The 24,102-nt window shown below is 46.9% G+C and carries 21 protein-coding genes and 1 pseudogene; 4 read left to right on the top strand and 18 right to left on the bottom strand.

Annotated features, from left to right (window positions below):
* Nucleotides 1-24 precede the first annotated feature (24 nt).
* Genes AC58UW_RS06510 through AC58UW_RS06470 form a run of 9 tightly spaced genes read right to left on the bottom strand, consistent with a single transcriptional unit; the run spans nucleotide 25 to nucleotide 11,123 of the window.
* Complete coding sequence (locus AC58UW_RS06510) at nucleotides 25-2,022, bottom strand: putative phage tail protein (RefSeq protein WP_497419861.1); 1,998 nt, start codon at nucleotides 2,020-2,022, stop codon at nucleotides 25-27.
* Nucleotides 2,023-2,078: 56 nt separating this feature from the next.
* The gene (locus AC58UW_RS06505) at nucleotides 2,079-2,909 is read right to left on the bottom strand and encodes a carbohydrate ABC transporter permease (protein ID WP_497419860.1); all 831 of its coding nucleotides are present in this window, start codon (nucleotides 2,907-2,909) and stop codon (nucleotides 2,079-2,081) included.
* A complete protein-coding gene (locus AC58UW_RS06500) occupies nucleotides 2,902-3,780 on the bottom strand; it encodes a carbohydrate ABC transporter permease (protein ID WP_497419859.1) in 879 nt (292 codons plus the stop codon). Before AC58UW_RS06500 ends, AC58UW_RS06505 begins: the two co-directional genes overlap by 8 nt.
* Before the next feature lie 30 nt (nucleotides 3,781-3,810).
* Complete coding sequence (locus AC58UW_RS06495) at nucleotides 3,811-5,121, bottom strand: ABC transporter substrate-binding protein (RefSeq protein WP_497419858.1); 1,311 nt, start codon at nucleotides 5,119-5,121, stop codon at nucleotides 3,811-3,813.
* Nucleotides 5,122-5,169: 48 nt separating this feature from the next.
* The gene (locus tag AC58UW_RS06490; RefSeq protein ID WP_497419857.1) at nucleotides 5,170-6,726 is read right to left on the bottom strand and encodes an FAD-dependent oxidoreductase; all 1,557 of its coding nucleotides are present in this window, start codon (nucleotides 6,724-6,726) and stop codon (nucleotides 5,170-5,172) included.
* Between the two features lie 17 nt (nucleotides 6,727-6,743).
* Entirely contained in the window at nucleotides 6,744-7,850 is a 1,107-nt protein-coding gene (locus tag AC58UW_RS06485) for a hypothetical protein (protein WP_497419856.1), read from the bottom strand.
* Nucleotides 7,850-8,635 (bottom strand): creatininase family protein, encoded by a 786-nt coding sequence (locus AC58UW_RS06480; RefSeq protein WP_497419855.1) that lies wholly within the window; start codon nucleotides 8,633-8,635, stop codon nucleotides 7,850-7,852. The genes AC58UW_RS06485 and AC58UW_RS06480 overlap by 1 nt, the downstream gene beginning before the upstream one ends.
* Complete coding sequence (locus tag AC58UW_RS06475; RefSeq protein WP_497419854.1) at nucleotides 8,632-9,390, bottom strand: SDR family NAD(P)-dependent oxidoreductase; 759 nt, start codon at nucleotides 9,388-9,390, stop codon at nucleotides 8,632-8,634. Before AC58UW_RS06475 ends, AC58UW_RS06480 begins: the two co-directional genes overlap by 4 nt.
* A gap of 11 nt (nucleotides 9,391-9,401) precedes the next feature.
* Entirely contained in the window at nucleotides 9,402-11,123 is a 1,722-nt protein-coding gene (locus AC58UW_RS06470; protein ID WP_497419853.1) for an amylo-alpha-1,6-glucosidase, read from the bottom strand.
* Between the two features lie 185 nt (nucleotides 11,124-11,308).
* Here AC58UW_RS06470 and AC58UW_RS06465 point away from each other — a divergent pair, with 185 nt between their 5' ends.
* Nucleotides 11,309-12,172 carry a helix-turn-helix domain-containing protein gene (locus AC58UW_RS06465; protein WP_497419852.1) on the top strand — a complete coding sequence of 288 codons (864 nt, stop codon included), beginning with the start codon at nucleotides 11,309-11,311 and terminating at the stop codon, nucleotides 12,170-12,172.
* Here the strand turns inward: AC58UW_RS06465 and AC58UW_RS06460 are convergent.
* From AC58UW_RS06460 to AC58UW_RS06445, 4 genes are read right to left on the bottom strand one after another with little or no spacing between them, the layout of a single operon-like run.
* Entirely contained in the window at nucleotides 12,169-12,954 is a 786-nt protein-coding gene (locus AC58UW_RS06460) for an IclR family transcriptional regulator (protein ID WP_497419851.1), read from the bottom strand. The two genes, AC58UW_RS06465 and AC58UW_RS06460, sit on opposite strands and share 4 nt — an antisense overlap.
* Nucleotides 12,954-13,340 carry a RidA family protein gene (locus AC58UW_RS06455; protein ID WP_497419850.1) on the bottom strand — a complete coding sequence of 129 codons (387 nt, stop codon included), beginning with the start codon at nucleotides 13,338-13,340 and terminating at the stop codon, nucleotides 12,954-12,956. Before AC58UW_RS06455 ends, AC58UW_RS06460 begins: the two co-directional genes overlap by 1 nt.
* A 47-nt stretch (nucleotides 13,341-13,387) precedes the next feature.
* Nucleotides 13,388-14,710: an aspartate aminotransferase family protein gene (locus AC58UW_RS06450; protein ID WP_497419849.1), complete on the bottom strand. Its 1,323-nt coding sequence runs from the start codon at nucleotides 14,708-14,710 to the stop codon at nucleotides 13,388-13,390.
* The gene (locus tag AC58UW_RS06445) at nucleotides 14,707-16,191 is read right to left on the bottom strand and encodes a M81 family metallopeptidase (RefSeq protein WP_497419848.1); all 1,485 of its coding nucleotides are present in this window, start codon (nucleotides 16,189-16,191) and stop codon (nucleotides 14,707-14,709) included. The genes AC58UW_RS06450 and AC58UW_RS06445 overlap by 4 nt, the downstream gene beginning before the upstream one ends.
* Before the next feature lie 220 nt (nucleotides 16,192-16,411).
* Between AC58UW_RS06445 and AC58UW_RS06440 the strand changes: the two genes are divergently transcribed.
* Nucleotides 16,412-16,621, top strand: a complete 210-nt coding sequence (locus AC58UW_RS06440) for an alpha/beta-type small acid-soluble spore protein (RefSeq protein WP_127450781.1) — start codon at nucleotides 16,412-16,414, stop codon at nucleotides 16,619-16,621.
* A 93-nt stretch (nucleotides 16,622-16,714) separates the two neighbouring features.
* On the opposite strand, the gene AC58UW_RS06435 is transcribed toward AC58UW_RS06440, so the two are convergent.
* A complete protein-coding gene (locus tag AC58UW_RS06435; RefSeq protein WP_497419847.1) occupies nucleotides 16,715-17,554 on the bottom strand; it encodes a squalene/phytoene synthase family protein in 840 nt (279 codons plus the stop codon).
* Between the two features lie 159 nt (nucleotides 17,555-17,713).
* Between AC58UW_RS06435 and AC58UW_RS06430 the strand changes: the two genes are divergently transcribed.
* Nucleotides 17,714-18,382, top strand: coding sequence for an SIMPL domain-containing protein (locus AC58UW_RS06430; RefSeq protein WP_497419846.1), 669 nt, complete (start codon nucleotides 17,714-17,716; stop codon nucleotides 18,380-18,382).
* Between the two features lies 1 nt (nucleotide 18,383).
* Here the strand turns inward: AC58UW_RS06430 and AC58UW_RS06425 are convergent, their stop codons facing one another.
* The gene (locus AC58UW_RS06425; RefSeq protein WP_497419845.1) at nucleotides 18,384-19,259 is read right to left on the bottom strand and encodes a cation diffusion facilitator family transporter; all 876 of its coding nucleotides are present in this window, start codon (nucleotides 19,257-19,259) and stop codon (nucleotides 18,384-18,386) included.
* Nucleotides 19,260-19,571: 312 nt separating this feature from the next.
* Entirely contained in the window at nucleotides 19,572-20,474 is a 903-nt protein-coding gene (locus tag AC58UW_RS06420; RefSeq protein ID WP_497419844.1) for a DUF3221 domain-containing protein, read from the bottom strand.
* A 132-nt stretch (nucleotides 20,475-20,606) separates the two neighbouring features.
* Between AC58UW_RS06420 and AC58UW_RS06415 the strand changes: the two are divergent.
* Nucleotides 20,607-20,803 (top strand): annotated as a pseudogene (locus tag AC58UW_RS06415) (nitroreductase family protein); the annotation flags it as partial.
* Nucleotides 20,804-20,962: 159 nt separating this feature from the next.
* On the opposite strand, the gene AC58UW_RS06410 reads toward AC58UW_RS06415, so the two are convergent.
* Both AC58UW_RS06410 and AC58UW_RS06405 read right to left on the bottom strand, forming a co-directional pair.
* Complete coding sequence (locus AC58UW_RS06410) at nucleotides 20,963-23,197, bottom strand: glycosyl hydrolase family 95 catalytic domain-containing protein (RefSeq protein WP_497419843.1); 2,235 nt, start codon at nucleotides 23,195-23,197, stop codon at nucleotides 20,963-20,965.
* A gap of 15 nt (nucleotides 23,198-23,212) precedes the next feature.
* Nucleotides 23,213-24,091, bottom strand: a complete 879-nt coding sequence (locus tag AC58UW_RS06405) for a carbohydrate ABC transporter permease (protein ID WP_497419842.1) — start codon at nucleotides 24,089-24,091, stop codon at nucleotides 23,213-23,215.
* Nucleotides 24,092-24,102 lie beyond the last annotated feature (11 nt).

Genomic DNA, 24,102 nt, shown 5'->3' with positions numbered 1-24,102 from the left:
CTAGTCAAATCTTACCACAAGATGCTATAACAGCCAATCCCCTACCATGCTTACAATCTCCCACTGACCATCTGATCGACCCAGCAGTACGATAGAATTGCCTTGCACGTCGGTTCCAATTGAGGTCTTCCCTCCATTTGGTGTCAGAATCGACTTCCCTGGCTGTGTTTGCAGATTAAACCGATACGGTGCTTCTACCAAAAAAGTATAAGTGACCGAAGCTTTAGCTATTGGCAGAGTCAGATTGACCTCACCGGATGAGCCGGCGTTGGTGATTTTAAAGCCTATGTAATCAAAGGTAACTGATCCGGAAGAGGAAAAAGCTTGAATAGGCTGCGGTTGTTTTGCCGCATAGAGATCTTCGGCTGTGGGTGCTATTGAATAGAGCCTTTGTCCTCCACCTTTGACGGTGCAATTGATATACGCCACGTTCCGCAATAATTCCGCGTTGTTTTTCTTCAGAGAGAATCCACGTTTAATCAGCGGTACTTGACGTGTATCAACGGATTCGCACTCCGTATAGACCGCATTTCCAATGACGGTTCTTACTTGTGACGGCACCGTTGTGAGAATGAACGATGAGCCATAACCATAGGGGTCCTCAGGCTGGTTAACCGTATTACAGTTAATTGCCCGGCATCGTATATAGGAACGTTTCGCGCTGTCTGCTGAGAAGGATAAATCCGAGAATCCGCCATATTGCTCGCTTTCAGCGATGCAATCGATCAGTTTTATTTCGCCTTGCACAGCTTTGGCAGCATCTCCTCCGTAGTTCATGGAGTAACCAAACGAATTCCCTTTCGTTTTGCACTTATCAAAAACGATGTCAATCGGCTCACTGGCGGCCGTTGGTTTCAACAAAGTAACGAGGAAACCTCGTCCTGTATTCCCATCCGCCACACAATGGATGAATCGAATATTTTTGAGCAGATCAAGTTGGCCGTTCGGCTCAATATCGACTCCGCTCTGCGGAGCTGTCCCTTTCGTGCCCGAGAAGCGGCAGTTCTCTACCGTGAGACCATCTACGGAGATAACAGAGAGTCCTTGTCTACGGTTATTATCCGCACGGCAGTTACGGAGCACAATATTTCGGCAGAAACCTACAGTCGATTCGAAATACCCGATATAAAAGCCGTCTCCGCCGCTGTCATTCGCGTTGATATTCTCGAGAATAACGTTCTCCGAACCGCTGATGTCGAAGATATGGGCTTGTTCGCCTGTCGTATACGCCGCCTTGTTCATGCGTAACGTGGAGCCGTTTCCGTTGATATACACGTCTTTGACCGTTTTGATACGGATTAGCCGTTCGTAGACAGGCCCTGCTTTGCTGAGCGTATCTACCGCTTGTATGATAGTTCCTGGCTCAAATTCAATCGCAATTTGGCTCGGAATGAACAATTGACCTGTTAAGTAAAAGCCAACTCGCTGCTTGGGAATAAACAATTTGTGACCAGAAGCTGCATTTAATGCCGTCTGCAAAGCAAGTGTATCATTCGTTATGCCATCTGCTTTCGTACCAAACCAGGAAGCAATCAGCGTATCTCCATAGATCCGTTTAAACCGTTTGCCGTTAGTAGACACAAGTACGGTTCCGGTATTATCAACGGATGTACTGTCATTCGGGTCATAACGAAAGAAGCCCTCCTGCATCTCGTTCGTTACGTAATAAGCTAGTGCCGGATCAGGTTCTAGCTCTACCCTCAGATCCTCCAACTTGACAGAGACGCAGAAATTCATGTCCAGGATCTCAAGCAACTCAGCTCTACGTTTTCTGATTGCCACGCCGTATACGGAACTAGTAACGGTTTGATCACTGGCAAAGGCGGTAGACTTACCTGCAACCGCCCATAAACCGCTAGAAACAGCAGCAACTCCCCCTATTCCTAGCGTAGCTAGCAATTTCCTTCGGCTTATTAATGGCTCCTTGTGCCCTTCCCTCTCCTCTGTTCCCATTGTTCCCTCTGTGTCCGCTGAGATAGCTGCTTCTTCCATTTCATTCGATTGGTTAGATGGTTTGGACATAGCTGTAGTCACTCTCCTTCTCCCGCATTCGGGTTATTCGTTGGAGTTCAGTTCAGTCAGCCTTTCAATCCAGTTGAAGCGATGCCTTGGACGAAGTATTTTTGAGCAAATAAAAAGACGACAAGGACGGGGACAATGGTGATGACGGCGCTAGCCATGACAAGCGTCATCCGGTTCTGAACTTCGTTTTTCAGAAAAAGGAGACCGAGAGGCAGCGTAAACATCATCTTATCCTGCAAATAAATAAGCGGTTCTAACGTGTTATTCCAAGCGCTGATGAAGGTGAAAACAGCAAGTGCGGACAAGGCCGGCTTCGCTAAGGGAAGATAGATCTTGTAAAAGATTTTCCAAGGGTTCGCTCCATCTACCCAAGCCGCATCATACAGTTCCTTCGGCAGCGTTTTATAGAATTGGTGCAGGAGGAAGATGCCAAAAGCCCCGCCGAGAAAGCTCCTCAGAATGAGCGGATAATACGTATCGAGCGCACCAACGGATTTCCAGATGAAATACGTTGGAATCATCGTAATTTGGGAGGGCAGCATCATGGTGCCAAGCATCGCTAAAAAAATAAGGTTCCTGCCACGAAATTGGAAAAAGGCTAACCCGTAGGCTACGATCGCACAAGAAGCTACCATTCCGATTAAGTCCATGACCGTGACAAAAATGCTGTTCAGGGTGAATTGCAGAAAATTGACCTCAATCCATACTTGCTCATAATTTTTCCAAACGAACGGTTCCGGAATCAATTTGGGAGGGAAGGTTAACTCCGATCCTGCTGCTGTCAAGGATGTCGAGAGCATATATAAGAAAGGCACAAGCATGAGAACAGACCCGATTCCTAGTATCACATAAGCGGTTACTTTCAGACTGGTGTAGGAATTATTCATAATGCACCCACCTCTTTTCCGTTACCTTCTGTACAATGGTAATGGCCAGAATAACGAGGAACAGTCCCCAAGCCATTGCGGATGCGCTGCCCATTTTGAAATTCAGGAAGGAATCACGGTAAATCAAGATGTTAGGCACCATATTCCGGTCGGCTACAGAAATGACGTCACCAAGCATAACTAGAAACACATCAAAAGCGTGAAAGGCAGAGATGGTTGAAAGGATCATGACCATATACACCATTGGGGACACGATTGGCATCGTTATTTTGGTAAACAGCGTCCACCCTGTCGCTCCATCCATACGTGCTGCTTCTAGCATTTCTTCCGATATATTCTGCATGCCTGCCAAAATGAGGACCATCGAATACCCGGCACCCTTCCAGATGTTCACGAGTGCGATAGAACCAATGACTAACCACCATTTCCCGCTGCGTATCCAGTCGACCGGCTGGAGTCCCAGCATATGTAAAATCCAGTTCAGCAAGCCGTATTCATTGTTATAAATCCACAGCCAGATCATCCCCCCTGCGACCCATGGCGTGATCACAGGGAGAAAGTAAATCATCCGGAACAAGGATTTGCCACGAATCTGCTGATTGAGCAGATAGGCAAGAATGAGCGCTGTGAACGTCTGAAGCGGCACGAACAATATGGCAAAATAGCCAACGTTGCGCATTGAAAGCCAGAAGACTTTCAGGTGTAGGAATTGGTTCCAATTACGCAGTCCAATCCATTGCGGCGGGTTGAATAGATCCCACTTCGTAAACGTTAAATAAAGTGAAAATACGAAGGGAAACAAGAAGAATATCAGCAGTTGCAGGACAAAAGGTACAGTGAAGACGAAGCCCCACCAGCCTTGTTTGCGCATCGGAGCACCTCTTTTCAAGTCCAATCCGGTTTATTTGTTTTCGTCGAGTACGCCTTGGACTTTCTGCTGAATTTCTTTAGCGCCTTCTTCCGGTGTTCGCTTACCATCCATGATATCGTTCAAGATCGGGCCGGCTGCTGCGCGCCACTCGTTCCAGGATGCGTTCTCATCCAGAGTCCCACCCGCTTCTTCAATCCCTTTCGTATAGGCCTTCTTATTCACCGGTTTACTAGTGGATTTCTCAAGCTCAGCCAGCGCTGTTTTCTTCACGGGCAAGCTTGTGCCGCTTTCTGAAAGCAAGCCTTGACCCTCATCACTCAGATAGTACTTGAGGAATGTCCATGCGGCCTCTTTCACTTCGGGCTTCGACTTGGAGTAAACAATCCATTGGTTCACAACCATCGGAACGAAGCGTTTGCCATCCATACCGATCGGCATTTTGACCGTGTCCCAATCAAGGTCCGGTTTATTTTTATTGAGAGATACTTGTGTTGCGTACTGGAAAAATGTCATGGCTACTTTCCCATTTTCGAAAAATTTGCCGGTAGTTGCAGCTTCTCTCGTAGGGCTAACCTTCAGCTTATTAATGGTATCAGCCCAAGCCGTAAGTCCTTGAATCGACTTGGAATCTGTGAAATTTGATTTGGTTAATGTCGAATCGAGAGCGGAACCGCCGTATGCCCTCATCCAGGGCAGCCATCCTAATGTGATATTGCTTCCTGCTTGGAAGCCATAAATATCCGGTTTTCCATCCCCGTTCGTATCTTTCGTCAACTTCTTGGCAGTCTCGATCATATCATTATAAGTCCAGTCGTCTGTCGGAAAAGGAATGTTATTCTCTTTAAAAATCTGCTTGTTAAAAGCTAGCGCCCCTGGGTTGATGCCATGCGGAATCCCGTAAATTTTGCTATCTAATTTGGCGGATGTAAGAGCACTCACGTAGTCATCGGTCTTCAGATCGCGCTTGATGTACGGCTCAAGATTCTCCGCAACCCCGCGTTTGCCGTAACCAAGCACAACCGCATTTTCTTGCAGCCAAAGATCAGGGGGATTATTCCCCGCTATGCGAGTGACGATTTTCGTGACAAAATCAGCCCATGGCGTTTCCTCGATTTCCAGCTTAATGTTCGGATACTTCGCCTGAAAATTCGTTATGATCTTCTGACTGGTGATGTCATAACCGCCGGGTAAGCCAATTTTCAACGTGACATCCTTCAATGGGGTTGCTGTTGCCGTTCCGCCTGTGTCGCTAGGTACAGTAGCCGTAGGTTTACCAGTTGAACAAGCTGTGAGAAGAGATAAAGCTACCATAACTCCTATAACTGTTGTCTTTTTGCTCATGAGTATGACCTCCCATTAAGAACAATTTCGAATCAATGACACATCTCTTTATGAACTCGCTTGAAGGATTTGACCATCTAACAGCAGTTGCTTTCGCAGCAGCCCGTAATCCAGATCTTGTAAATCACATTGGTGCTGCAGCGCTAATGCAGCAGCCGTGGCCGCGGATTGCCCTAGAATCATAAACACAGGTTCCATTCGAATGGAACCGTAAGCGATATGCGAGGAAGACAAGCATACGGGCACAACGAGATTCGTACACTCCTCTCCTTTGGGTATAATCGCTCGATACGATATCGGATAAGGCCCATTTGGACTGATTTCAACGTTCCCTTCATTGATACAGCGACCGTCCAGAACCAATCGCCGGCAGTTGTGCGAGTCCATGGTGTAGGCGGCTAACCCGACGGAGTCCTCCTCATCTTTGAAGTGGCGACAATGATGCTCAGTCATAACAACATCTGAAATCATCCGCCTCGCCTCGCGAATATAGAGCTGATGCGGCCATCCGCCCGTAGAGGTAAACTCATCAGCCGGAAGCCCCCACGTTTTAACCTCTGCACGAATGGCGGCTGGAATTGTCTCATCATTCGCCAGAAAATAAAGCATTCCCATATTATAGTGAAGATGCTGTTGAAAGAGCTGCTCGCGAACTGCATAACTCGCCTCTGGCCAAGCATAATTACGCCCAATATAATCGGTTGAAATAGCCCCCCAATTATTCAAATCGCTTTTGCCGCCTGGCATCACCTTGTTGAGCTTCAATGCATCCCAGACGCCGCTGCGGATATATCTCCCCAGTAGTGCGAATTCGTCGCGATTGTAGTTAGGAGGTTCTGGGAAAGGAAGCTGATTATCCGGGTTGCTGCTCAAACAGATTCGGAAATTATATGCTTGAACAGAATCATCCCCCTGACCTTGAATACCTGGCAGCGCGTCAGTTATTCCTGGCAGCAGCCCGCTATCCATCTTCCCTTCTATGACATACGGGTCTACCCAAGCCGTAAAATTATGTTTGGGATGACCAAAATGAATCCCGTTCAATATCTCCTTGTACACGGTGCCCGATTCTCGGCCCACATGATAGGAAACGCCAGCTCGTGCGAGCAAATCCCCCTCATACGAAGCATCAATAAACATAGGGGCTGTATATATATTTCCGTCTTCCATTTTGATTTGCGTAATGCGTCCTGATTGAAGCTCTACGGCGTCTAAATGCTGCTCATAATACACCGGTACTCCTGCTTCCTGTAACCACTCGGTGAAAATCCGCTCCGCCACATGAGGTTCTAACGCCCATGTCCTTCCATCAGGCTCATCGCTGCCGTAGTGCTGCCCTAATGCTTGATAGAACTCGCTGGAGATTCCCCCAATAGCCATCGTGTTCCCGACATCCGTACGTCCGAGTCCGCTTGACGTCATTCCTCCTACATGCTGGCTGAATTCGGCAATGACCGCTTTAAGACCCATGCGGCTTGCTTGAATAGCTGCTGCTACGCCAGCAGGAGTACCTCCATAGATGCAGAGATCAGCTTCGATACGATGAGATTGACGGGGTAGAGACTGCTCTGGCTTATAATAAAATAAATTTGAAAAAGCACTCATATGGTCTCCTCCTCGGCTCAATTGGTATATGAAATAGAACTCAGCTGCGGTGAGTCTATCTTTCTTCCTAGATGCAGAGATTCCATGGCCAGATTGATCATTCCGGTAGTCAAATAAGTCCGCTCTGCACTGACGGGTGAACGACCAGTCAGCACCATCTGCTCAATCAGTTTTGTCAGCTTCTCAAAATGGGTGTAGGGACGCCCCATTCCGCTATCACAGCGGGCAGCTGTAATTTCCCCATTTGCTTCACGGAAAGCAAGTCCCCACTCTCGTATAAAACGCTGCAGCTGAAGTACATAACCTTTTAAACCATCCGTATAGGTAATCATGAACAAAACAGGCACATCAACATGATCCCTCGGATGCCCTGGCAGAACATCGCTTAGTGAGCCAAGAGCCTGCATCATGAGATCCTCGGGAACCTCTCCCCGATCCATTGCGGCCCACACCGACCTGCCTTCCAGCGTTTGAACCGAGCGGATTCCGGTCTCACCGCCTGCTCGTTGTTCGGCTGCGGCCTGCAGCACCTCCATGCCATGAAAGCCATATGATTCAATGCCAAGCCAACTGACCACGAAAATCTCCTGCACTTGATTTAACTTCTCTGGAGAATACGCTGGCATTTGTGGCGTATGCGGAATAGAGGATCCCCCCAGAAAAGGCAGTCCTCTCTTCTTCAGCTCACTGTATATCCACTCTGCATCCTGCATGCAATAAGATAGATGTTTATCATTAAATATAGGTACGTTCAGCCCCAATAGATCCAAAGCACGGAACGTTTCTTCGAAAAAGTAGCGTCGTGGATACATCTTTTGACGCTTCTCGTTCCATGGATAGTCTCCATGTTCACCTATCAAAAGAACGCCATGAATCGGACTCCCAACAAGGGGAGCTGCAATTGCGTCCAAAATGGAGCCGTAGACTGGAATACCTCGCTTTTGTGCTTCTGTAGTCCCGATATCGTTCGAAGGAACCTGATCCAGATACAGCGATACCACATCGATCTTCGGCGTATACCCGAACATGCCCAGCAGCCGCCCGATGATCACTTCCGCATGGGAATCAGGACGGTATTCCGTAATGATTGCAGCTACTTTTTTCCGCTCAGTTCGTGCGCTCATTAGGCAGATCCCACTCCTTCATTCATCCAATTGCCGACTTGCGCAAGCCACTGTGCAGTCGATTCAATGATTGCTTGTAAGTACATGGCTCCCTTAGCCGCATCAGCCGGGCGAGCAGAGTCCGTATAACCGTCCACGCCCGTTAAGTATTTGTGTTTGCCGATGAAAGAACCTGGAGGACCGGCATTAATCCAAGACCGCTGCGGATGTGAAGGGCTGTCTGTACTTGCATGACGTATTAAATCCGGCGCAAGGGAAGCGATAAGTGAGGTTTCGAAGCCCCCGGCATGCCCCGGGACCATCCCCGTCTCTTGCGACCCGAGCTCCGTAAGGGCTGCTCGAGATAAGCTCCAATAAGAGGCGGAGGCGACCCAAATATCATATTGCACGGCTAAGTCTTGAGCAGCCTGATGCATCATAGGTTCATTGCCACCATGTGCGTTAAGAAAAATGATTTTACGAAAACCGCCGCTCACTAGACTTTCACCTAATTCCTTCAGCATGAGGAGATACGTAGATGAAGTGAAGGATAGAGTGCCGCCGAAATCCAAATGATGCTGCGAACACCCGACAACAAGCGTTGGGGCCAATAGTAGCTTCGTGGACACCGCAGCCTTCTTACAGGCTTCAAAAGCAATATGTTCACCAATCATGCTGTCGGTAAATACCGGAAGATGAGGCCCGTGCTGCTCCGTAGCCGCAAGCGGAATCACTACGGCATACCCCTCCTGGGCTTGCTGTTTTAACGTTTCGCGTGTTCCGTGGTGGAACAAGAAATCGTTCATAGCGCAAATCCTCCGTCTATTGTAAGTAGAGCGCCAGTTATATAGGATGCCGAATCGGATAGCAAAAAGGCAGCCAATTCCGAAACTTCATCAGGCGTTCCCGAGCGGCCGAGAGGGGTCATCTTGGCAACCGCTTCTTTGAAGGAAGACGGAAGTGCATGTAATGCCTCTTCCGTCTTAATGTCTCCCGGGAGCAGAGCATTCGCTCGAACACCCATATGGGCGTAGTCAGCGGCTATGACACGGGTCATCTGATTGACGCCTGCTTTGGCGGCACCATAAGCGAGACAGGTCGGCTTCACCTTATGACTTAAGACAGAGGAAGCATTAAGAATAACGCCACCTCCCGATTCAATCAGGAGCGGAAGGGCATATTTATTTATCAGAAATGTACTCGTCAAAGTTCCTAAAAGCACTTGATTCCATTCCTCTAAAGTGAGCTGCAGTGCGGGTTTGGATATTTGTGTATACGCATTATGGTATAAACCATCCAAGCGGCCCCACCTGCTCTGGACACTTTCTAATGCAAGTGTGACCTGCTTCTCATCTCGCGCATCGGATTGGATATACAATAAGTCATTTGGGAGATAAGGAGCGATGGCTGGCTCGTTCAACCTCTGATTCGCATTCTCTGGTGCAGCAATATCTGTCGCTACGACTTTGGCGCCCCTCTCAAGAAACATCCTAACGGCTGACAATCCCAGCTTGCCAAGCGCCCCTGTTACTAGAATCACTTTTCCGCTTAACTGCGCCACAATTGTTCCCCCTATGCCTGTTCCATTAATAGACAAGCTGTCAAAGCAGCCGACCAATGAAAATCTCTGACAGCGTCCATCTTTTGACGAATATTATACCTGCCTGTCGGTGGACCCTTACGATCGCAGTCTGGTGGGGGTACGAGGTCCGCTGAATCAAAATACTCAAAAATAACCCCGTATTGTTCATAGTATTTCTGCACCATTTGGATACTTTGCTGAGCAAGTTGATCTGCTTCCGCTTGCTTCCCCTGCTTCTTAAGGCCGGTATAGATAAGGTAGTTCGTATTCATCCATACAGGACCTCTCCACATGTCTGTGCTGTACGTTTCTTCCGAGGCGGCTGTTGTTGGAATAGGGAATCTGGTTTGAAAATGATTTGGATCCTGCAGCATGGCTACTAATCGTTCAGTACGTTCTTGAGGCAAATGAACTAGCAGCAATGGTAAAAATCCACTAACCGACTTCACCCGAGAGAAGCTACCGTCCATCTCTCGATCATAGTAAAATCCATCGCTCTCATCCCAGAGCAAATTCTGAATCTGATCGTTTAAATCAGCCGCTTTACGCTGCCAACGCTGAGCTATTTCTGTCTCTCCGAGCTCATCCGCGATTAAGCCGAGGTAATGAGCATCCTGGGCGACGAAGACAGAAAAATCAACAGCATCCAATACCGCAGCACGATCAAACCGTGGAGAATTATCCATACCGGATTCTCCGGAACGACAAAGCGGATTGCCTTCGATCATCCATTCCAGCAGCCCATTCCCGTTGCGGTCTCGGTTTGTTATATCCCAATTCAGATAACGTTCCAATATAGGGAGCGCATAGCGTAAATAGATGTTCTGTTTCGTATGTAAGTAGTTCTCCCAGACACCCCATGCGAGTAAGGGAGGCTGAGTCATGTTAGAACCCGATCCATCAACTTTACAGGTATGGGGAATCATGCCATCTTCACGCTGCGTATCTAAGACGGATTTCAGGAATTCCCAAGATAACTCGGGGTCCAACACATTCATCGCAAACGAATGAAATACGGAGTCCCATAGCCACATCGCTTGGTGAGGGACTCGGTCAGGCGTGGACCAATGCTGTCGAATAGTCCCTTCAGGTGCCAAGGTGTTGACTTTCATCACGCTAAAACACTTCAGAAGCAGCCGTTCCTTCAATGGGTCATCGAGTCTAGGAACACGCTGATAAAATTGCAGCCTGGCTTCCGTTTCTTCCCAAGCGTCGAATGTCAGTCCCTTCACTGCCCGGCTAACAGCTTCATCTAGCTGGCTTCCGTAAGCTAATACCCATCGTTCCTTCTCTCTTAGCAGAACGATGGCATCCCTTCCGTTTGCTGCCTCCGTTATGAAAAGGGCATCTTGTGTCCAAGCTTTGCCCCCATCTTCTTCTTCAAAGCTTAGTCGAATATCCACTGCCTGCGGAGCCAGCCCGACAAGTGTATGCCAGCTTTGATAAACCGCCAACAGCGGGCCTTCATCCAGTTCGGTTAACATGACGTCTCCCGTGGCGATTCGAACCTCGCCTGAATGGGGAACAAGAAATTGCAGCCATCTGCGCTTCGGTGTATGAAATAGCAGACTGATCTCTTCAGCCCCCACCGTAGCTATGAATAGAGAATTCGAATCCGTCTGTCCGTCATATCCGGAGAAAGCAAACAGTGCTCCCTCTTTCCACAGATCTGGTAAATGTTTCTGAACTTGCAGCGCCATCTTGCCCGTCAAATTTGCTCTCTCCTCTATGAACCCTTTTATTGATTTTATTATCGCGTATTTCTGACCTCAGGTTCTATAGAAGAAATTGCGCTTTCCTTACAAGATTTTGCTCTTTTCTTCGTTTCGGTGCGTTATAGACTATGGTATACTCAGAATCATCTGATAGATAAGGCGGGTGAGCAATATTGGATGCTTTGAAGAAAATTGAACCCTTCGAAGGTAGGCGCTTCCCTTTACGAATGACCGAAGTCATCAGCTGTTTTCACTTGGTAAGACCTCATTGGCACGAACACCTCGAGTTTATTCAGCTTGTTGAAGGTGAAGCTCAAATTCATATCGATAATCGAACTTTTGTCGTTCGTGCACCGGCTATTTTATTTATTAATAGCTGCAAGATTCATTCCATGCAATCGCTAAACGGCAAGAGCAGCACCATCCACGGGATGATCTTCGATATGTCCTTGTTATCTGGCTCTTTTGAGCATTCCGAATTACAGCATTTATACGCCCGCTTCATACAGACCGCTCCCATTCTGGAGCCCATCCTCCCCTCACATCCGTTATGGAACGAACTGACGACCCAATTTGAACTCGCTTACAAAGAATACGTGGTACAAGATATTGGCAGTGAGCTCATCATCAAATCGTCCCTATATCGCATGATGATTCCTATGCTTCGCAGCTATCAGCAAGAGCTGAGTCTATCAAAAGACTTGAACAAAAGCTTTGATCAATACAAACGGCTCAAACCTGCCATAGATTTCATAGAGACCAGTTATGCTCAAAAAATTTATACCGACACCCTCGGTGGGCTGGTAAATTTGAGTCCTTTTCACTTTACCCGCTTTTTTAAAAAGGTCACTGGACTTACCCCGATGAACTACATCAACCGCTATCGGGTAGAGATGGCCAAACGATTATTGATTGAGAAAGACCTTACGATTACGCAAATTGCAGAACGCACTGGTTTCTGTAACGTTAATTATTTCGATAAAGTATTTAAGGAAATGAACGGGTTCACTCCCCTAGAGTTAAGGAAACAATTCACCGATGGTTAAGTAGCTTGATAATAATGGATTGAAGTAAGCTTCTTCGCCCCTTGCACGACTAGCTCCGTCATTTGGCTCCAAGTTTCTTCCTTCCACCGAGTTGTCGGAATTGAGATGCTCATCGCGGCTATCAATTCTTGATTGGCATTGAAGATGGGGGCAGCTGCACAACGGATACCTTGTACAGCTTCCCCCTCGCTGTAAGCCACTCCTACCCGGCGAATCTCCTTTAACTGCTCCACTAATTTCTCGAGATCGGAAATGGTGTGATCGGTCAGAAGACCAAGTTCCTGCTCTCCGTACAGCTGCACGACATCGTCGTCACTCATTGCACTTAGAAATAGCTTTCCCATCGCTGTAGTATGAAGCGGAAGCTTCATGCCCAGATGCGAGATAAAGCGCACATGGTGCGTACTCTGTTTTTCAGCAATATATAAGATATTCCTATCGCTCCGAATCGCTAAATAAACGGCTTCATTTACTTCTGAAACGATCTGCCCAGCAATATATTGAAACTCTGTGGTTATATTCGTTTGCTGTGCATATTTGGCACCAATTTGAAAGATTTTATAACCAAGGCGAAACATCTTTCCATTCTCGTCCTTCTCCAAGTAACCGCGATGAACCAGATTCTGCAAAATCTTAAATACACTGCTCGCTGGGAGCTCCAGACGGCGTGTGATGTCCATTAAACTTAATTCACGTGCTTCAACTTCCCCGAACAATTCAAAAATATCTAGCACGCGGTCAGCCGATTTGACGGTTTGACTTGATTTATCCGTCATACTCATCAATGATCCATCCTTTTTGGAGAAAGTGCGATGACATCAATTTCTACTAAAATATCAAAATTTAAATCGCAATAGATTGTCGTCCTAGCCGGATAGGGATAGGCAAAATAGCTTCCGTACACCTCGTTGAATGCTTCATAATGTGATCGTTCTTTCAAGTACACGTTCACTTTTACGACATCCTCTAATGTGGCATTTGCTGCTTGCAAAATACGACGAATGTTCTCCAGTGTCTGCAAAGTCTGGCTCTTCAAGTCATCGCTTACGACTACGCCAGTCTCAGGGTCCAGTCCTCCTTGACCGGACACGAATACGAAACCTCCCGCTGCTATCGCGGAAGAAAAAGGCTTGCCGCTTGCTCCATCAGTCGCTATAGGTTGTTTCAATTTTCACCACTCCTTCCAACATTGTCGTTCCAAAGAGCCCATTCTACTTATCTACTATGAGCAGCAATTCGTTGTGCAACCCGTTCAACAGCAGCCAGAGTTTCCTGAACTTCCTTCTCCCCATGTGCGGTGGACACGTACCAAAGCCCATTCGGACGAACGAGTATGCCCTCGTACAACATTTCTTCAGCAAATCGGGTATACAACTGAGTATCACGAAGGTTGAACGTATCGAAATCTGTTACTTCGGCTCGATCGATGAACATCAGATGGAACACTGGCCCCTGTTGATTGATAACCGCTTGGAGTCCGTTCGTTTTGAGAATCGAACGTATCCCCTCTGCGAGCATCGTCGCTATATGTTCCATGTCCTTGAATGCTTGCCCATCCGATCTGGACAACTCTTGGATCACCGCTAACCCCGCGGCGGTAGCCAGGCAGTTTCCGTTTAGAGTACCAAGATGCATAACCGTTCCTTCTTCGATAAGACGCATGATGTCTCTCTTACCGGCTACCGCGCTTAAGGGAATGCCTCCAGCCATCGCTTTGCCGATCGTTACCAGGTCTGGATGAATGCCGAATCGCTCGTGAGCCCCACCTAATCCTAGTCGAAATCCTGTAATTACCTCATCCCAAATTAAAACAATGCCGAATTTTGAAGTTAACTCCCTCATTTTCTCCATATACCCTGGTTTGGGCGAAATACACCCGGAATTACACATAACCGGCTCCGTTATAACGGCTGAGATCTCATGGTGATGTTTCGTTAAAATCTCCTCTAATGCTTCTGGATCGTTCCATGGCAGCAAAATTAGATCCTGCAGGCTATTTTGACTCTGACCTGCCGTTCCCTGAATGATTTCCGATCCAGCTTCTGAAGGGCCAGACGAGGAAAAGTCCGGGCTCGGAAACGAAGTGAATATCGCATCCGACCAACCATGATAGTGGCCATAGAACCGAACCGTTTTGGTCTTACCCGTATAGGCTCGAGCCAATCGCAGAGCCAACATCACCGCTTCTGTCCCCGATCCGCTGAATGCCACTTGTTCCGCACAGGGGAGTATTTCGGTTAAGCGTTGTCCCAAGCGGATTTCACCATCATGTTGCAAACCGTATGTACTTCCATTTTGCATGGCATCATACAGTTGTTCGTTAAAAGCAGGATGAGCATGACCGAGAATCAATGGCCCATAGGCCAGCATATAGTCGATATATTCATGATGGTCCACATCGAGAATTCTTGCTCCGAATGCCTTTTGCACATACAAGGGAGTCGGTTTCATTGAAGCTCGAAGGCTGCTTGCTACACCTCCCGCCACATAAGCTTTCGCTTCTTGCAATCTCTCTACGGATTGTAAGTATCGGTTCACTCAGCATGCTCCTTTTCAAGAAAATGAAGTGGAAAGACGGATTGTGGGACATGTTGGAAAGGTAGACGATGAAGTGAGGTGGTACAACATCCTGGGGTATCTACTTCGATGACTTGCTTGGCGATAGAACCGAATGCACTCATCCAGGCAACAGCCGATTTAACTACGATTAGATGAAAATCTTTGGGATTCAAGCCTATGGATTCGACATGGCCAATGTCCCATGGGGGAACTCGTTCTTCAGTGAGAACAATCGTAACCTGATTGACTTCGATGACAGCCGTTTTCCCCATATAAGCTACGGTTCCTTTCATATAAGGCCCTCTATGCTTATATGTCCCATCAAAAAGCAGCTTGATCCTTCCTTCAATTGGAACAGGCATTCCATGCAGGCTATCGCTTTTTCCACCAATATCACATGAAATTTTCTTGCCCACACCTTGCTGGCATGCCAATGAAACAGCTTCCCGATCACGAATAACGATCAAACTCTGACGCGGGAGCTTGAATAGCTCAGGCAACAAATGTGTCCCATCGGCAGGAGCTCCTCCCCCAACATTATCTGAGCCTTCAACGAAAATGACGGGTCCCTCTTTGGCATCCATCGCAAGTCTTATCGCTTGCCCGACTTCAACTTGTTGTACTAAAAATTCATCTCGAAATGACCATGCCAGATAAGCTAGCTTCTCCGCGTAACTGTGCGCCAAAGCTTCATTCCTATCGGTCGTTACCGCAAAAGCCATTCCTGCGAAAGGTACATCACTGTATGGAAATCCACCACAGACGGTCACGTTAAGTACCTCAGGATGCTTCTCCATATTAAAAGCTTCTTCCATAATCATCTTCATGATCCCTTTTGTCGTTATCATTTTTTGCGGTACAACGAGCATGTTGGATCTGGCAATGACCATGACAGGCTCAATGCCGCGGCGAATCTGACGAACCAACAGATGCAGCGCTTCCTCTCCGCGCTCGTAGGCATCAATATGCGGGTAAGTATCGTATCCAACGAGCAAGTTGCATAACTGAGACATCTTCTCACCAAGATTGGCGTGAAAGTCTACAGTGACCGCAATAGGAATTTGCTCACCTATAACGTTACGGATAGCCTCTAATATGGCAGATTCCATGTCGAAACACCGTTCGGAAACCATAGCTCCATGAAGAATAACGACCATTCCGTCAAGATTGGACTCAATTGAACGCGTTAACTGCTCCATAATCATCTGAGCTGCTTCTTCCGATACGATGCCGCTTGGTGTAGCAGATGTGTACAGCCCTGGGACAAGTGAAACTTTCTCTTGCGTCGATGCAGCAATAACTCCTCCCATAGTCGTTCGGGTATGCTCAAATAAATCCATGAAGGCATCCCTGCCAAGCGTGAAGCAATGTTGAAAATCATTCCAATGCGTCTGTACAGGAGCGAAAGTGTTCGTTTCATGGTAGATACCAACCACTCCAATGCGTAACTGGTTTGACATGCACATGTTCACCTGCCCTACTAACAGATAATGGCATAAAATTGAGATATTATGGAAATAGTGTAGCACACGAATTTTATTTATATCAAGAAATTTATTTTACATTTAGAAAATAGATGCAAGGTTAAAATTACCAATAAACTTTGCAAATGATGCATGCATAATAGTTCCTTACACTCCGCATGATAGGAGTACACCAAAAAAAGGAGTGATTTTTTCCATGGCAAACAATAGTACATTAGTGGTTCCTCAAGCGAAAGCAGCTTTAAATCAAATGAAATATGAAGTAGCTCAACAATTAGGAATTCCTCTATCACCAGATGGTTACAATGGGAATCTCGCAACTCGCGACGCAGGCTCTATTGGTGGAAGTATTACAAAAAGATTGGTACAAATGGCTGAACAACAACTGCAAGGTTTCCAACGTTAATCGTTTGACTTAGCTGCAAGCACAAAAAAGACTCCACTCACCTTTCCTCCTCCTGGTGAATGAAGTCTTTTTTTCTATCTCTGAATGATCCGATTATCCGGATACACGACTCACAATTTTCAGAACCGCATCTCTTGTTAATTTGTTACCGCCAACAGCGATGAGGTTAACCGTAGCATGAGCAAGCGCTAAGGGTACTTTGCAAAACTTCAATGCCGGACCTTCCTTAAGATCCGCGATATAAGAGTCGGCAATCTGTAGATTGCGACGTGTGTACTCCTGCATTTCCTTGAAGTCCCAGCCGTCTGGGAAAAAGTCAACGCCGCGTTTCAGATCCTCTGCTCGATTGCGGAGAATATTTACCGCCTGCAGCCCTCTTCCGAAGGCAACCGCTTTCGTTAGATCGGATTGCGTTCCGTCATGCCACAACCACAGTTCCGATAGCATTTCACCGACCATACCAGCAACGCTATACGTATAGCGATCCAAATCCTCTTCTGTATGGATGTTCCAACCGCTCTGAACCCACTCGGCCATTTCCAAAGACATTTTTGCGATGTAAGAATAAACAACTGGTGCAGCGGAAGACGGACAAAGCAGCGCCCACTCATCGAGTCGCATGGTGACTGCTGGTAATACCGCCTTATACGGTGATAGGACATTTTGTATGGCAGGAATAGTGTTTGTGGACTGGAAAGCCTTATGTATCCCGATTAATAAGTTAACTTTCAATGCGTCTTCGATTTGATCATGATCCTCGATTTCGTCTATAGCGCGCATACACAGATAGGCTGATGTTACAGCCTCCTTCAAGCCTGCATCCAAACTATTTATAGGTATATAAAAAGTACGGCTTGTTTCCTTCAACATGGTCATTGCATCATTCAGGACGACGTTATTAATGAATTCTCCCTCCAAGTAATCGTTTTGCATGTCACTTATTCGTAGCTTGGTACCATGATAACACACGTTGACAGTGTCAATCCAAATTTAATGATCATTTCTCACGAAGCTCCCCGCTAACCTCCCGTTATGTTTCAATTGAATTCCTCATACATTGGTTAATGACTGCTACTAGAAAGGAGTCCTTCCATGTACGGGTATCCAATTAACAAGACAGCATCTCCTTCGCATTCCAACCACTCATCTACCATCGAAGTCCTGGGTGAGGGTACGGTGACGGCAACACCCGACCGGGCTGTTGTTGTGCTTGGCGTCGTTACAGATGGTCCTAGCTTGCAGGACATTCAGTCCGAAAACGCCAAAACCATAACCAACATTATTCAATCGATGATGAATCTAAACATACCTCGAGAAAAGATACAAACGCATGATTATCGTATAGAAATCGTTCATGATTATGTGGATGGGAAACAAATCTTTCGAGGTTATAGAATCACCCATCTGCTACAAATCACCACGGATCATGTAGATCAGACAGGAAATCTTGTTGATACTGCCGTTTCCAATGCTGCGAATAATGTCACCAGCATTCAGTTTACTATAGCACATCCAGAATTTTATGAGAATCAAGCATTATCGCTTGCCATTCACAACGCTCGTCAGAAAGCTTATACCATCGCAAATACACTGGGTGTGACCCTTGGAGCGGTCCCTTCTCAAGTCCAGGAACCTTCGCGGACGGCAGGGCCTGCGCCTTACATGACGGCTAAGTTTGCTGCAAGTGCGGTTGAAACCCCTATCGAACCTGGCCAACTGACTGTAAAAGCTTCGGTTCGCGTGTGGTTTCTATATGCTTAATTCATTTAGCTGGTTCGTAATGAACATGAACTTCAAAAACCTCTGAAGTCTTCTTTAATTCATTTTCTACTTTTGTTGCAATATCATGCGCCTTTTGAAAATCCAAATCTGCTTTTATAGAAAGAACAACATCAACAACCGCATTACTTCCGTAATTTCTAGCGCGGAGGTCCTTTACACTTTCAACCCCATCGACTTGCAGTACAGTATCTTTAAAAGCTTGAATAGACGTTTCATCGAACCCATCTGATAAGTAGTGAGAGGCCTCACGGAATATTTCCCATGCCGTTTTACAAATAATAAATCCAACTAATACCGCGGTCAAAGGGTCAAGCCATGGCAAACTAAATTGGGAACCCACGATACCAATGACGGTCCCGATACTGACAAAAGCATCGGATAAATTATCTTTCGCTGCGGCCATAACGGCTTGACTTTTAATTTTATGGGCAAGATTTTTATTGTACCGATAAACAACATACATGACGACCGCACAGAATAACCCTGTCCACACGGAAGTGAGATCCGGCGCTTGCTCGCTTGCTTGAAAAATCGATTTGACGGCGGTTATAAATACATCTAGACCGACTGCCATCATGATAAATGAGGCGACTAAAGAGGCAATCGTCTCCGATTTCCAATGTCCGTACGGGTGGTTATCATCCGCCGGTTTTTGAGCCAATTTTAAACCGATCAATACCGCAATCGATGCCACAATATCCGTAGCATTGTTCAATCCATCCGCTTTCAAAGCTTCTGAACCTGCTATATGTCCAATGATTAACTTCAAGGCGGAAAGACATATGTAGGCAACTATACTAATGATAGTTCCTCGTTCTCCCATTTTTAAGTTTTCATATCGCATCTCTTGTTCCATAATTCCCCGTACTCCCCTCGGCATTCCTTGTGCTTGTTAATCATAGCAACTGAAGTTTGTGTGGGTCTAGAGAAACGTTTTTTCATAGGGGTGAAAAAATAGGGAGGGGTAAAGAAAGTTGCATCGTACAAAAAGATTAGGCTTATAGCAATATAAAGAAAACCAGGGATGTGGTTGATGGGGAAGCCCCTACTTAACATCATCTCTAATATCTTGAACTTAATTCCACATTGTCATGCAGGTGGTAGAATTAATTTGCGAATTTCATTGTCAACAAATCTTATATTCGATGTGGAGAAAGTAACAGGTCACTTATCGGTCTATGACGACTTTTGTTACCATTTTCTCGGGTCCAACTTCGTACCCAGTAAACCAAATCTTCACGTGGTCTCCGACTTTTAAGTCGTTAACGCTAAGCATTTCACCTCTTATCCAAACTTGTGCAATAGGAAGTTGCTGATATTTCACCCCGTCTACTTCAATATTACGCCCTTCGTTCATGCCTTCCCCTGTTTTCTCCAATCCAGTAACTATACCGCTCGCATCACCAGTCCCATCGTCCCATGCAGTTATTTCAAGTCGTAAACCCGCAGTCTGACCTGGGTAACTCAATAGCATAACACCCTCTGACCACACTTTGACGGATGAGCCAATACTAACATCCTTTATTGGGACAGGCTTCCCTTCAAAAGTGATGTCAGAATCAACTACCATTTTGTACCAAGCGGCATCCGGCATTTTCTTTTCAGTGTCTAAGAATTTATCTGAAGAGACGACCAAGAATCTCCCCTGCTTGTCAATTGCGCTGATTTTACCAGTCATTCCTGACTGCTCTGCGTTTGTATTTACTTTAATATTTAATGGAAACTCTGCTCCGACAGCTTTATACACGTCTTTTTTTAGCGCTGCAATCTCTTCATCCGAAAGTGCACTAGTGTGATTCCCTATCCGACGAATTTCTAAGAAACCCTCATGCTCGTTGCTGTATGAAGATAGGATCTTTACTTGATGACTCTCGAAAACGGAGTTAAGTGTGTGAATGAGATTCATATATGTTACTAAATGATCTCTAGATACGGACTCCACTTTCTTGTTAGACTCTTTCAATGCATCTCCACTTCCACTCACTCGATTCCGCTCCTCACAGCTTGTTAATACCATTGCAACAAAAATCATACAACAGGTCGCTACTAACATCGTCTTGATTTTACTCACGAACATTCGCCCCCTTTCACTATTAGACGTTCTCCTCCACATAATTGTTACTTAGACGATTGACATTCTTGCAAATATAGTCATAAGATTCGTGTATACATAAGTCTAGTAGATCATATAGGAGGCATCAGCCGAAATGTCAGCCTATCTGCTCAACTCTTCATGCTCGCTGCCAAAGAGAAAGGCTGGGTTGGGATACTTGCCCTATGATCGGTTTTGACTCCGTTCCAGCCCTACTCCTCACGATAGGGAAAGAAGACTTAGAGAAACGCAGACCTCGTGGCTACCGCAAGCCTGTTGGAGAGTTCGTAAGTCTTGATCGCTTCTAAACTGAAGGCAGATAAGAATAATCACCAAAATCCCGGCGAGGAAGACCTCGCCGGGATTTTTTGCGCTAACGGACGCCGTAGTCCTTAATCGTGGAAAATCTGTGCTGTTCGTTAGACTTAACAAAGCACTAGTCACCTCATCGGACTCAACCCCGTCGCCTAGAAATGAAATCCGTAAAGACGCCAAGGCTTATGTCCCCCGAAATAACACGACACCTTGTCTATTGCTTCAACTGGACGCACGCGCAGATCCGGTGTCTCCTCGCCTTGGGAAAGAATAGCCTCTTCACCGGCATCCAAATCAAGCGATAGTTCATCGTCGATGAACGCTTCACCAGACACTCGAACCGCTTCGTCATTACCGATAATGTTCCAGTGCACAAGCCCCTTCCACCCTGTCTTGATCAGACATGGCTCTCCAGCCAAACTCTTCACTCTGATCCACTGGGTGACGGCATCTTTACGAACAGCGCTGACCAGGAAGGCGCCTTCCGTTCGCAAATCATGGAACGCCAGCTCCGTCCAAGCTTCTGGAACTGCCGGAAACACACGCAGCTTGCCGCCCCAACTTTGAAGCAGCATATCATGTATCGACTCCGCACCAGCCAGCGGCGTCTCGATTACCGGTCCCGCTTCCTTGTACATCGTATTAGGCTTGATGATCAGTAACAGCGATTGCAGCAATCGCAGCGCTACATCCCCCCAACCGAGAACAGCGGCAATTGAGGCTGCCCCGGTCATGCTGAATCCGCGCAGATCGCCTTCTTTACCGAGCCAATGACGCAAAGAAGTTGCGATTAAGGCATGCTCCTCTTCCGTTTCTCCCCCAATGAGATGCAGCGGAAAAATCGCCAGCAAGTGGCTGAAATGACGGTGACCGTAGGCAAGCGGCATATCTTGTCCAATCATATACCCCGTCTCATCAACGGGAAACGGAACCAACTTCTTCCGTATGACTTCCCATTCCGGAATCAGTGGATCCTGCGTCCCCAGCCTATGGCAAATATGAAGCAATGTCTCGCAGCCCCAGCGCAGCAGAGAAAGATCATAATGGCAATCCCTTACGGTGGTCCGCATGAACGAGCCGTATTCTGGTGAAATCGTCGGCGGAAGATGGAGGAAACCATCTGTTCCCTCCTCTAACAAATGCCTATAATAGTTCACGCTTCGTCTTAAGATCGGGAATAAGACTTCTCCCAGCATATTTTCGTCCATGGCATATCGGTAATGACGCCAAATACTATGACAAATCCAAGTCAAGTTTCCGACCTCATCATCTACTTGAGCCCGTAAATCGAAGCTGCAGCTGCGCCCTAATCCAGCCGAATCATGCCGGCAATCTTCCGGGACATTCAGAATCAAATTGCCCCAGTTGTCCGTTAATGAACGAACAAGCGATTCTCCCATTTGCAAACGATTGGCCGTATATACCGGCGAGTAGCTCATCTGTACGTTCATATTAAACCAGACACCTGGCCAAGGCGTGGAGGTGAGCCAAGGTCCTTGATTATCGATCAACGGCTTGTCTGCTCGGGTTGCCGATGCCAATTTGTACATCTGAATCCAGTAAAAACTTTCTAAACGGCCATCAGGCAGCGAAACGAAGCTTTGACGATAATACTGGTGCCACCATTCACGATGGGCCTGCACCCATTCTTCATAATTTGCTGCCGATGACTGCGTCACAGCCTCTACCGCTTCAGCAACCGCTGATTCATTGTGTCCACTCGCAATGGATAGCCAAAAGATGCGGCGAGTCGGTGAAACCTGTACATCCTTCCAGGCGGTCACGCAGCCATCCTCAGCTGAATAGCGCTGTGTGCACACATGTATTCCGCCCTCTACATCTTTATGTTCCACTTCCGTCGACGGAATATATTGATTCAAATTCACCCCGTCAGCGTTTTTCAGCACGGGGTCAACTTCTGGATAGGAGTACCAAGCACATCTGGCACCGCTTTCGCCGGCTGTCGTCTCGATCTCCACAGCTATCACTGGATAGAGACTGTGCACAAACGAGCGAAGCTTGACCTCGCCGCTCGTTGTCGTCAGCGTGGCCTGCAATTCTGCATTCCACAGGCTGACTCGCATCTGTGTCGGATGGTAGATTCTCCCTACTAATTCCAGATCCAGCTCACCGAGCGGAACACGAGGCGGAAATCCCGGTTTGTCCATCCGAGTTGCCGTCACATCCGTGCGACCAGTAACCATGCGGAGCACATGCCGTTTACTCGCATGTTCCTCCCCATATACCATCGCGCCCAGTAAGCCGTTACCAAGGAATGCCCCTTCATCCCAGCTTACAGGCTTTACTACCCATTCCATATCGTTTGTCGCCATGAAACGTTCCCAATCTACATCCAAGTGAACCGCCGAGCTGTAGCTTTCTTTCACGCCAAGTCTCCCCCTTTACCCTTTGATGGCACCAATAAGAGCACCTTTGACAAAGTATTTCTGTAGAAATGGATAAACGAACAAAATCGGAACCGTTGCAACAATAATCGTCGCATACTTCAAAGTCGCAGCAAGCATAGCCGCATCCCCGTCTGAAGCGCCTGTATTGGCATTGGCTTCCCCTTGCAGCAGGATTTCCCTGAGCACTAATTGCAGCGGATAGAGGGAACGTTCCTGTAGAAAAATCATCGCATTGAACCAGGAGTTCCAATGGCTCACACCATAATACAGCAGCATCACGGCGATTACAGGCATGGAAAGCGGCAGCACGATTCGGAATAAAATGACGAAATCGTTCGCTCCGTCCATTTTGGCCGACTCCTCCAGCGCGTCAGGGATAGCTTCGAATGCGGTTTTCATCAGAATCAGGTTAAACGTGTTTATTGCCTGCGGAATGATGAGCGCCCATAAAGAATCAACCAGTCCCACTCCCTTGACCGTCAAGTAGAGAGGAATCAGCCCTCCGCTAAAGAACATCGTAAAAATGATGAACAACATGAGTGGCTTGCGATACTGCAAGCTCTTACGCGAGAGTGCGTAAGCACCGAAAGAGGTCAGAGTAATATTAAGGGCCAAGCCCATTAGTACGACAAAAAACGTGTTCCCATAGCCTTTTATAATCATCGGATTGCGGAAAACATTCGTATAAGCATCAAGCGAGAAGCCGATGGGACGCCACAAGATGCCTTTGTGCCCCATCAGGCTTCCGGCGTCACTGACTGAAGCAAACGCCACATAAAGCAGCGGATATACGGTAAGGACCATCAGCAGGAGCAACAGCACCGTATTGATATAATCGAAACATCTCTCAGAGACGCTCACTTTGTTCAGCATGATATCTCTCT

This window comes from Paenibacillus sp. J22R160 (genome assembly GCF_059692135.1).
Note: the sequence above shows the minus strand (reverse complement) of the source record. Positions and strands in the feature narration are given on the sequence as shown.

What these genes read in the sequence shown, in the direction of transcription:
- AC58UW_RS06510 (WP_497419861.1), bottom strand. Translation starts at nt 2,022, where the DNA reads ATGTCCAAACCATCTAACCAATCGAATGAAATGGAAGAAGCAGCTATC.
- AC58UW_RS06505 (WP_497419860.1), bottom strand. Translation starts at nt 2,909, where the DNA reads ATGAATAATTCCTACACCAGTCTGAAAGTAACCGCTTATGTGATACTA.
- AC58UW_RS06500 (WP_497419859.1), bottom strand. Translation starts at nt 3,780, where the DNA reads ATGCGCAAACAAGGCTGGTGGGGCTTCGTCTTCACTGTACCTTTTGTC.
- AC58UW_RS06495 (WP_497419858.1), bottom strand. Translation starts at nt 5,121, where the DNA reads ATGAGCAAAAAGACAACAGTTATAGGAGTTATGGTAGCTTTATCTCTT.
- AC58UW_RS06490 (WP_497419857.1), bottom strand. Translation starts at nt 6,726, where the DNA reads ATGAGTGCTTTTTCAAATTTATTTTATTATAAGCCAGAGCAGTCTCTA.
- AC58UW_RS06485 (WP_497419856.1), bottom strand. Translation starts at nt 7,850, where the DNA reads ATGAGCGCACGAACTGAGCGGAAAAAAGTAGCTGCAATCATTACGGAA.
- AC58UW_RS06480 (WP_497419855.1), bottom strand. Translation starts at nt 8,635, where the DNA reads ATGAACGATTTCTTGTTCCACCACGGAACACGCGAAACGTTAAAACAG.
- AC58UW_RS06460 (WP_497419851.1), bottom strand. Translation starts at nt 12,954, where the DNA reads ATGAGTATGACGGATAAATCAAGTCAAACCGTCAAATCGGCTGACCGC.
- AC58UW_RS06445 (WP_497419848.1), bottom strand. Translation starts at nt 16,191, where the DNA reads ATGTCAAACCAGTTACGCATTGGAGTGGTTGGTATCTACCATGAAACG.
- AC58UW_RS06440 (WP_127450781.1), top strand. Translation starts at nt 16,412, where the DNA reads ATGGCAAACAATAGTACATTAGTGGTTCCTCAAGCGAAAGCAGCTTTA.
- AC58UW_RS06435 (WP_497419847.1), bottom strand. Translation starts at nt 17,554, where the DNA reads ATGCAAAACGATTACTTGGAGGGAGAATTCATTAATAACGTCGTCCTG.
- AC58UW_RS06430 (WP_497419846.1), top strand. Translation starts at nt 17,714, where the DNA reads ATGTACGGGTATCCAATTAACAAGACAGCATCTCCTTCGCATTCCAAC.
- AC58UW_RS06425 (WP_497419845.1), bottom strand. Translation starts at nt 19,259, where the DNA reads ATGGAACAAGAGATGCGATATGAAAACTTAAAAATGGGAGAACGAGGA.
- AC58UW_RS06405 (WP_497419842.1), bottom strand. Translation starts at nt 24,091, where the DNA reads ATGCTGAACAAAGTGAGCGTCTCTGAGAGATGTTTCGATTATATCAAT.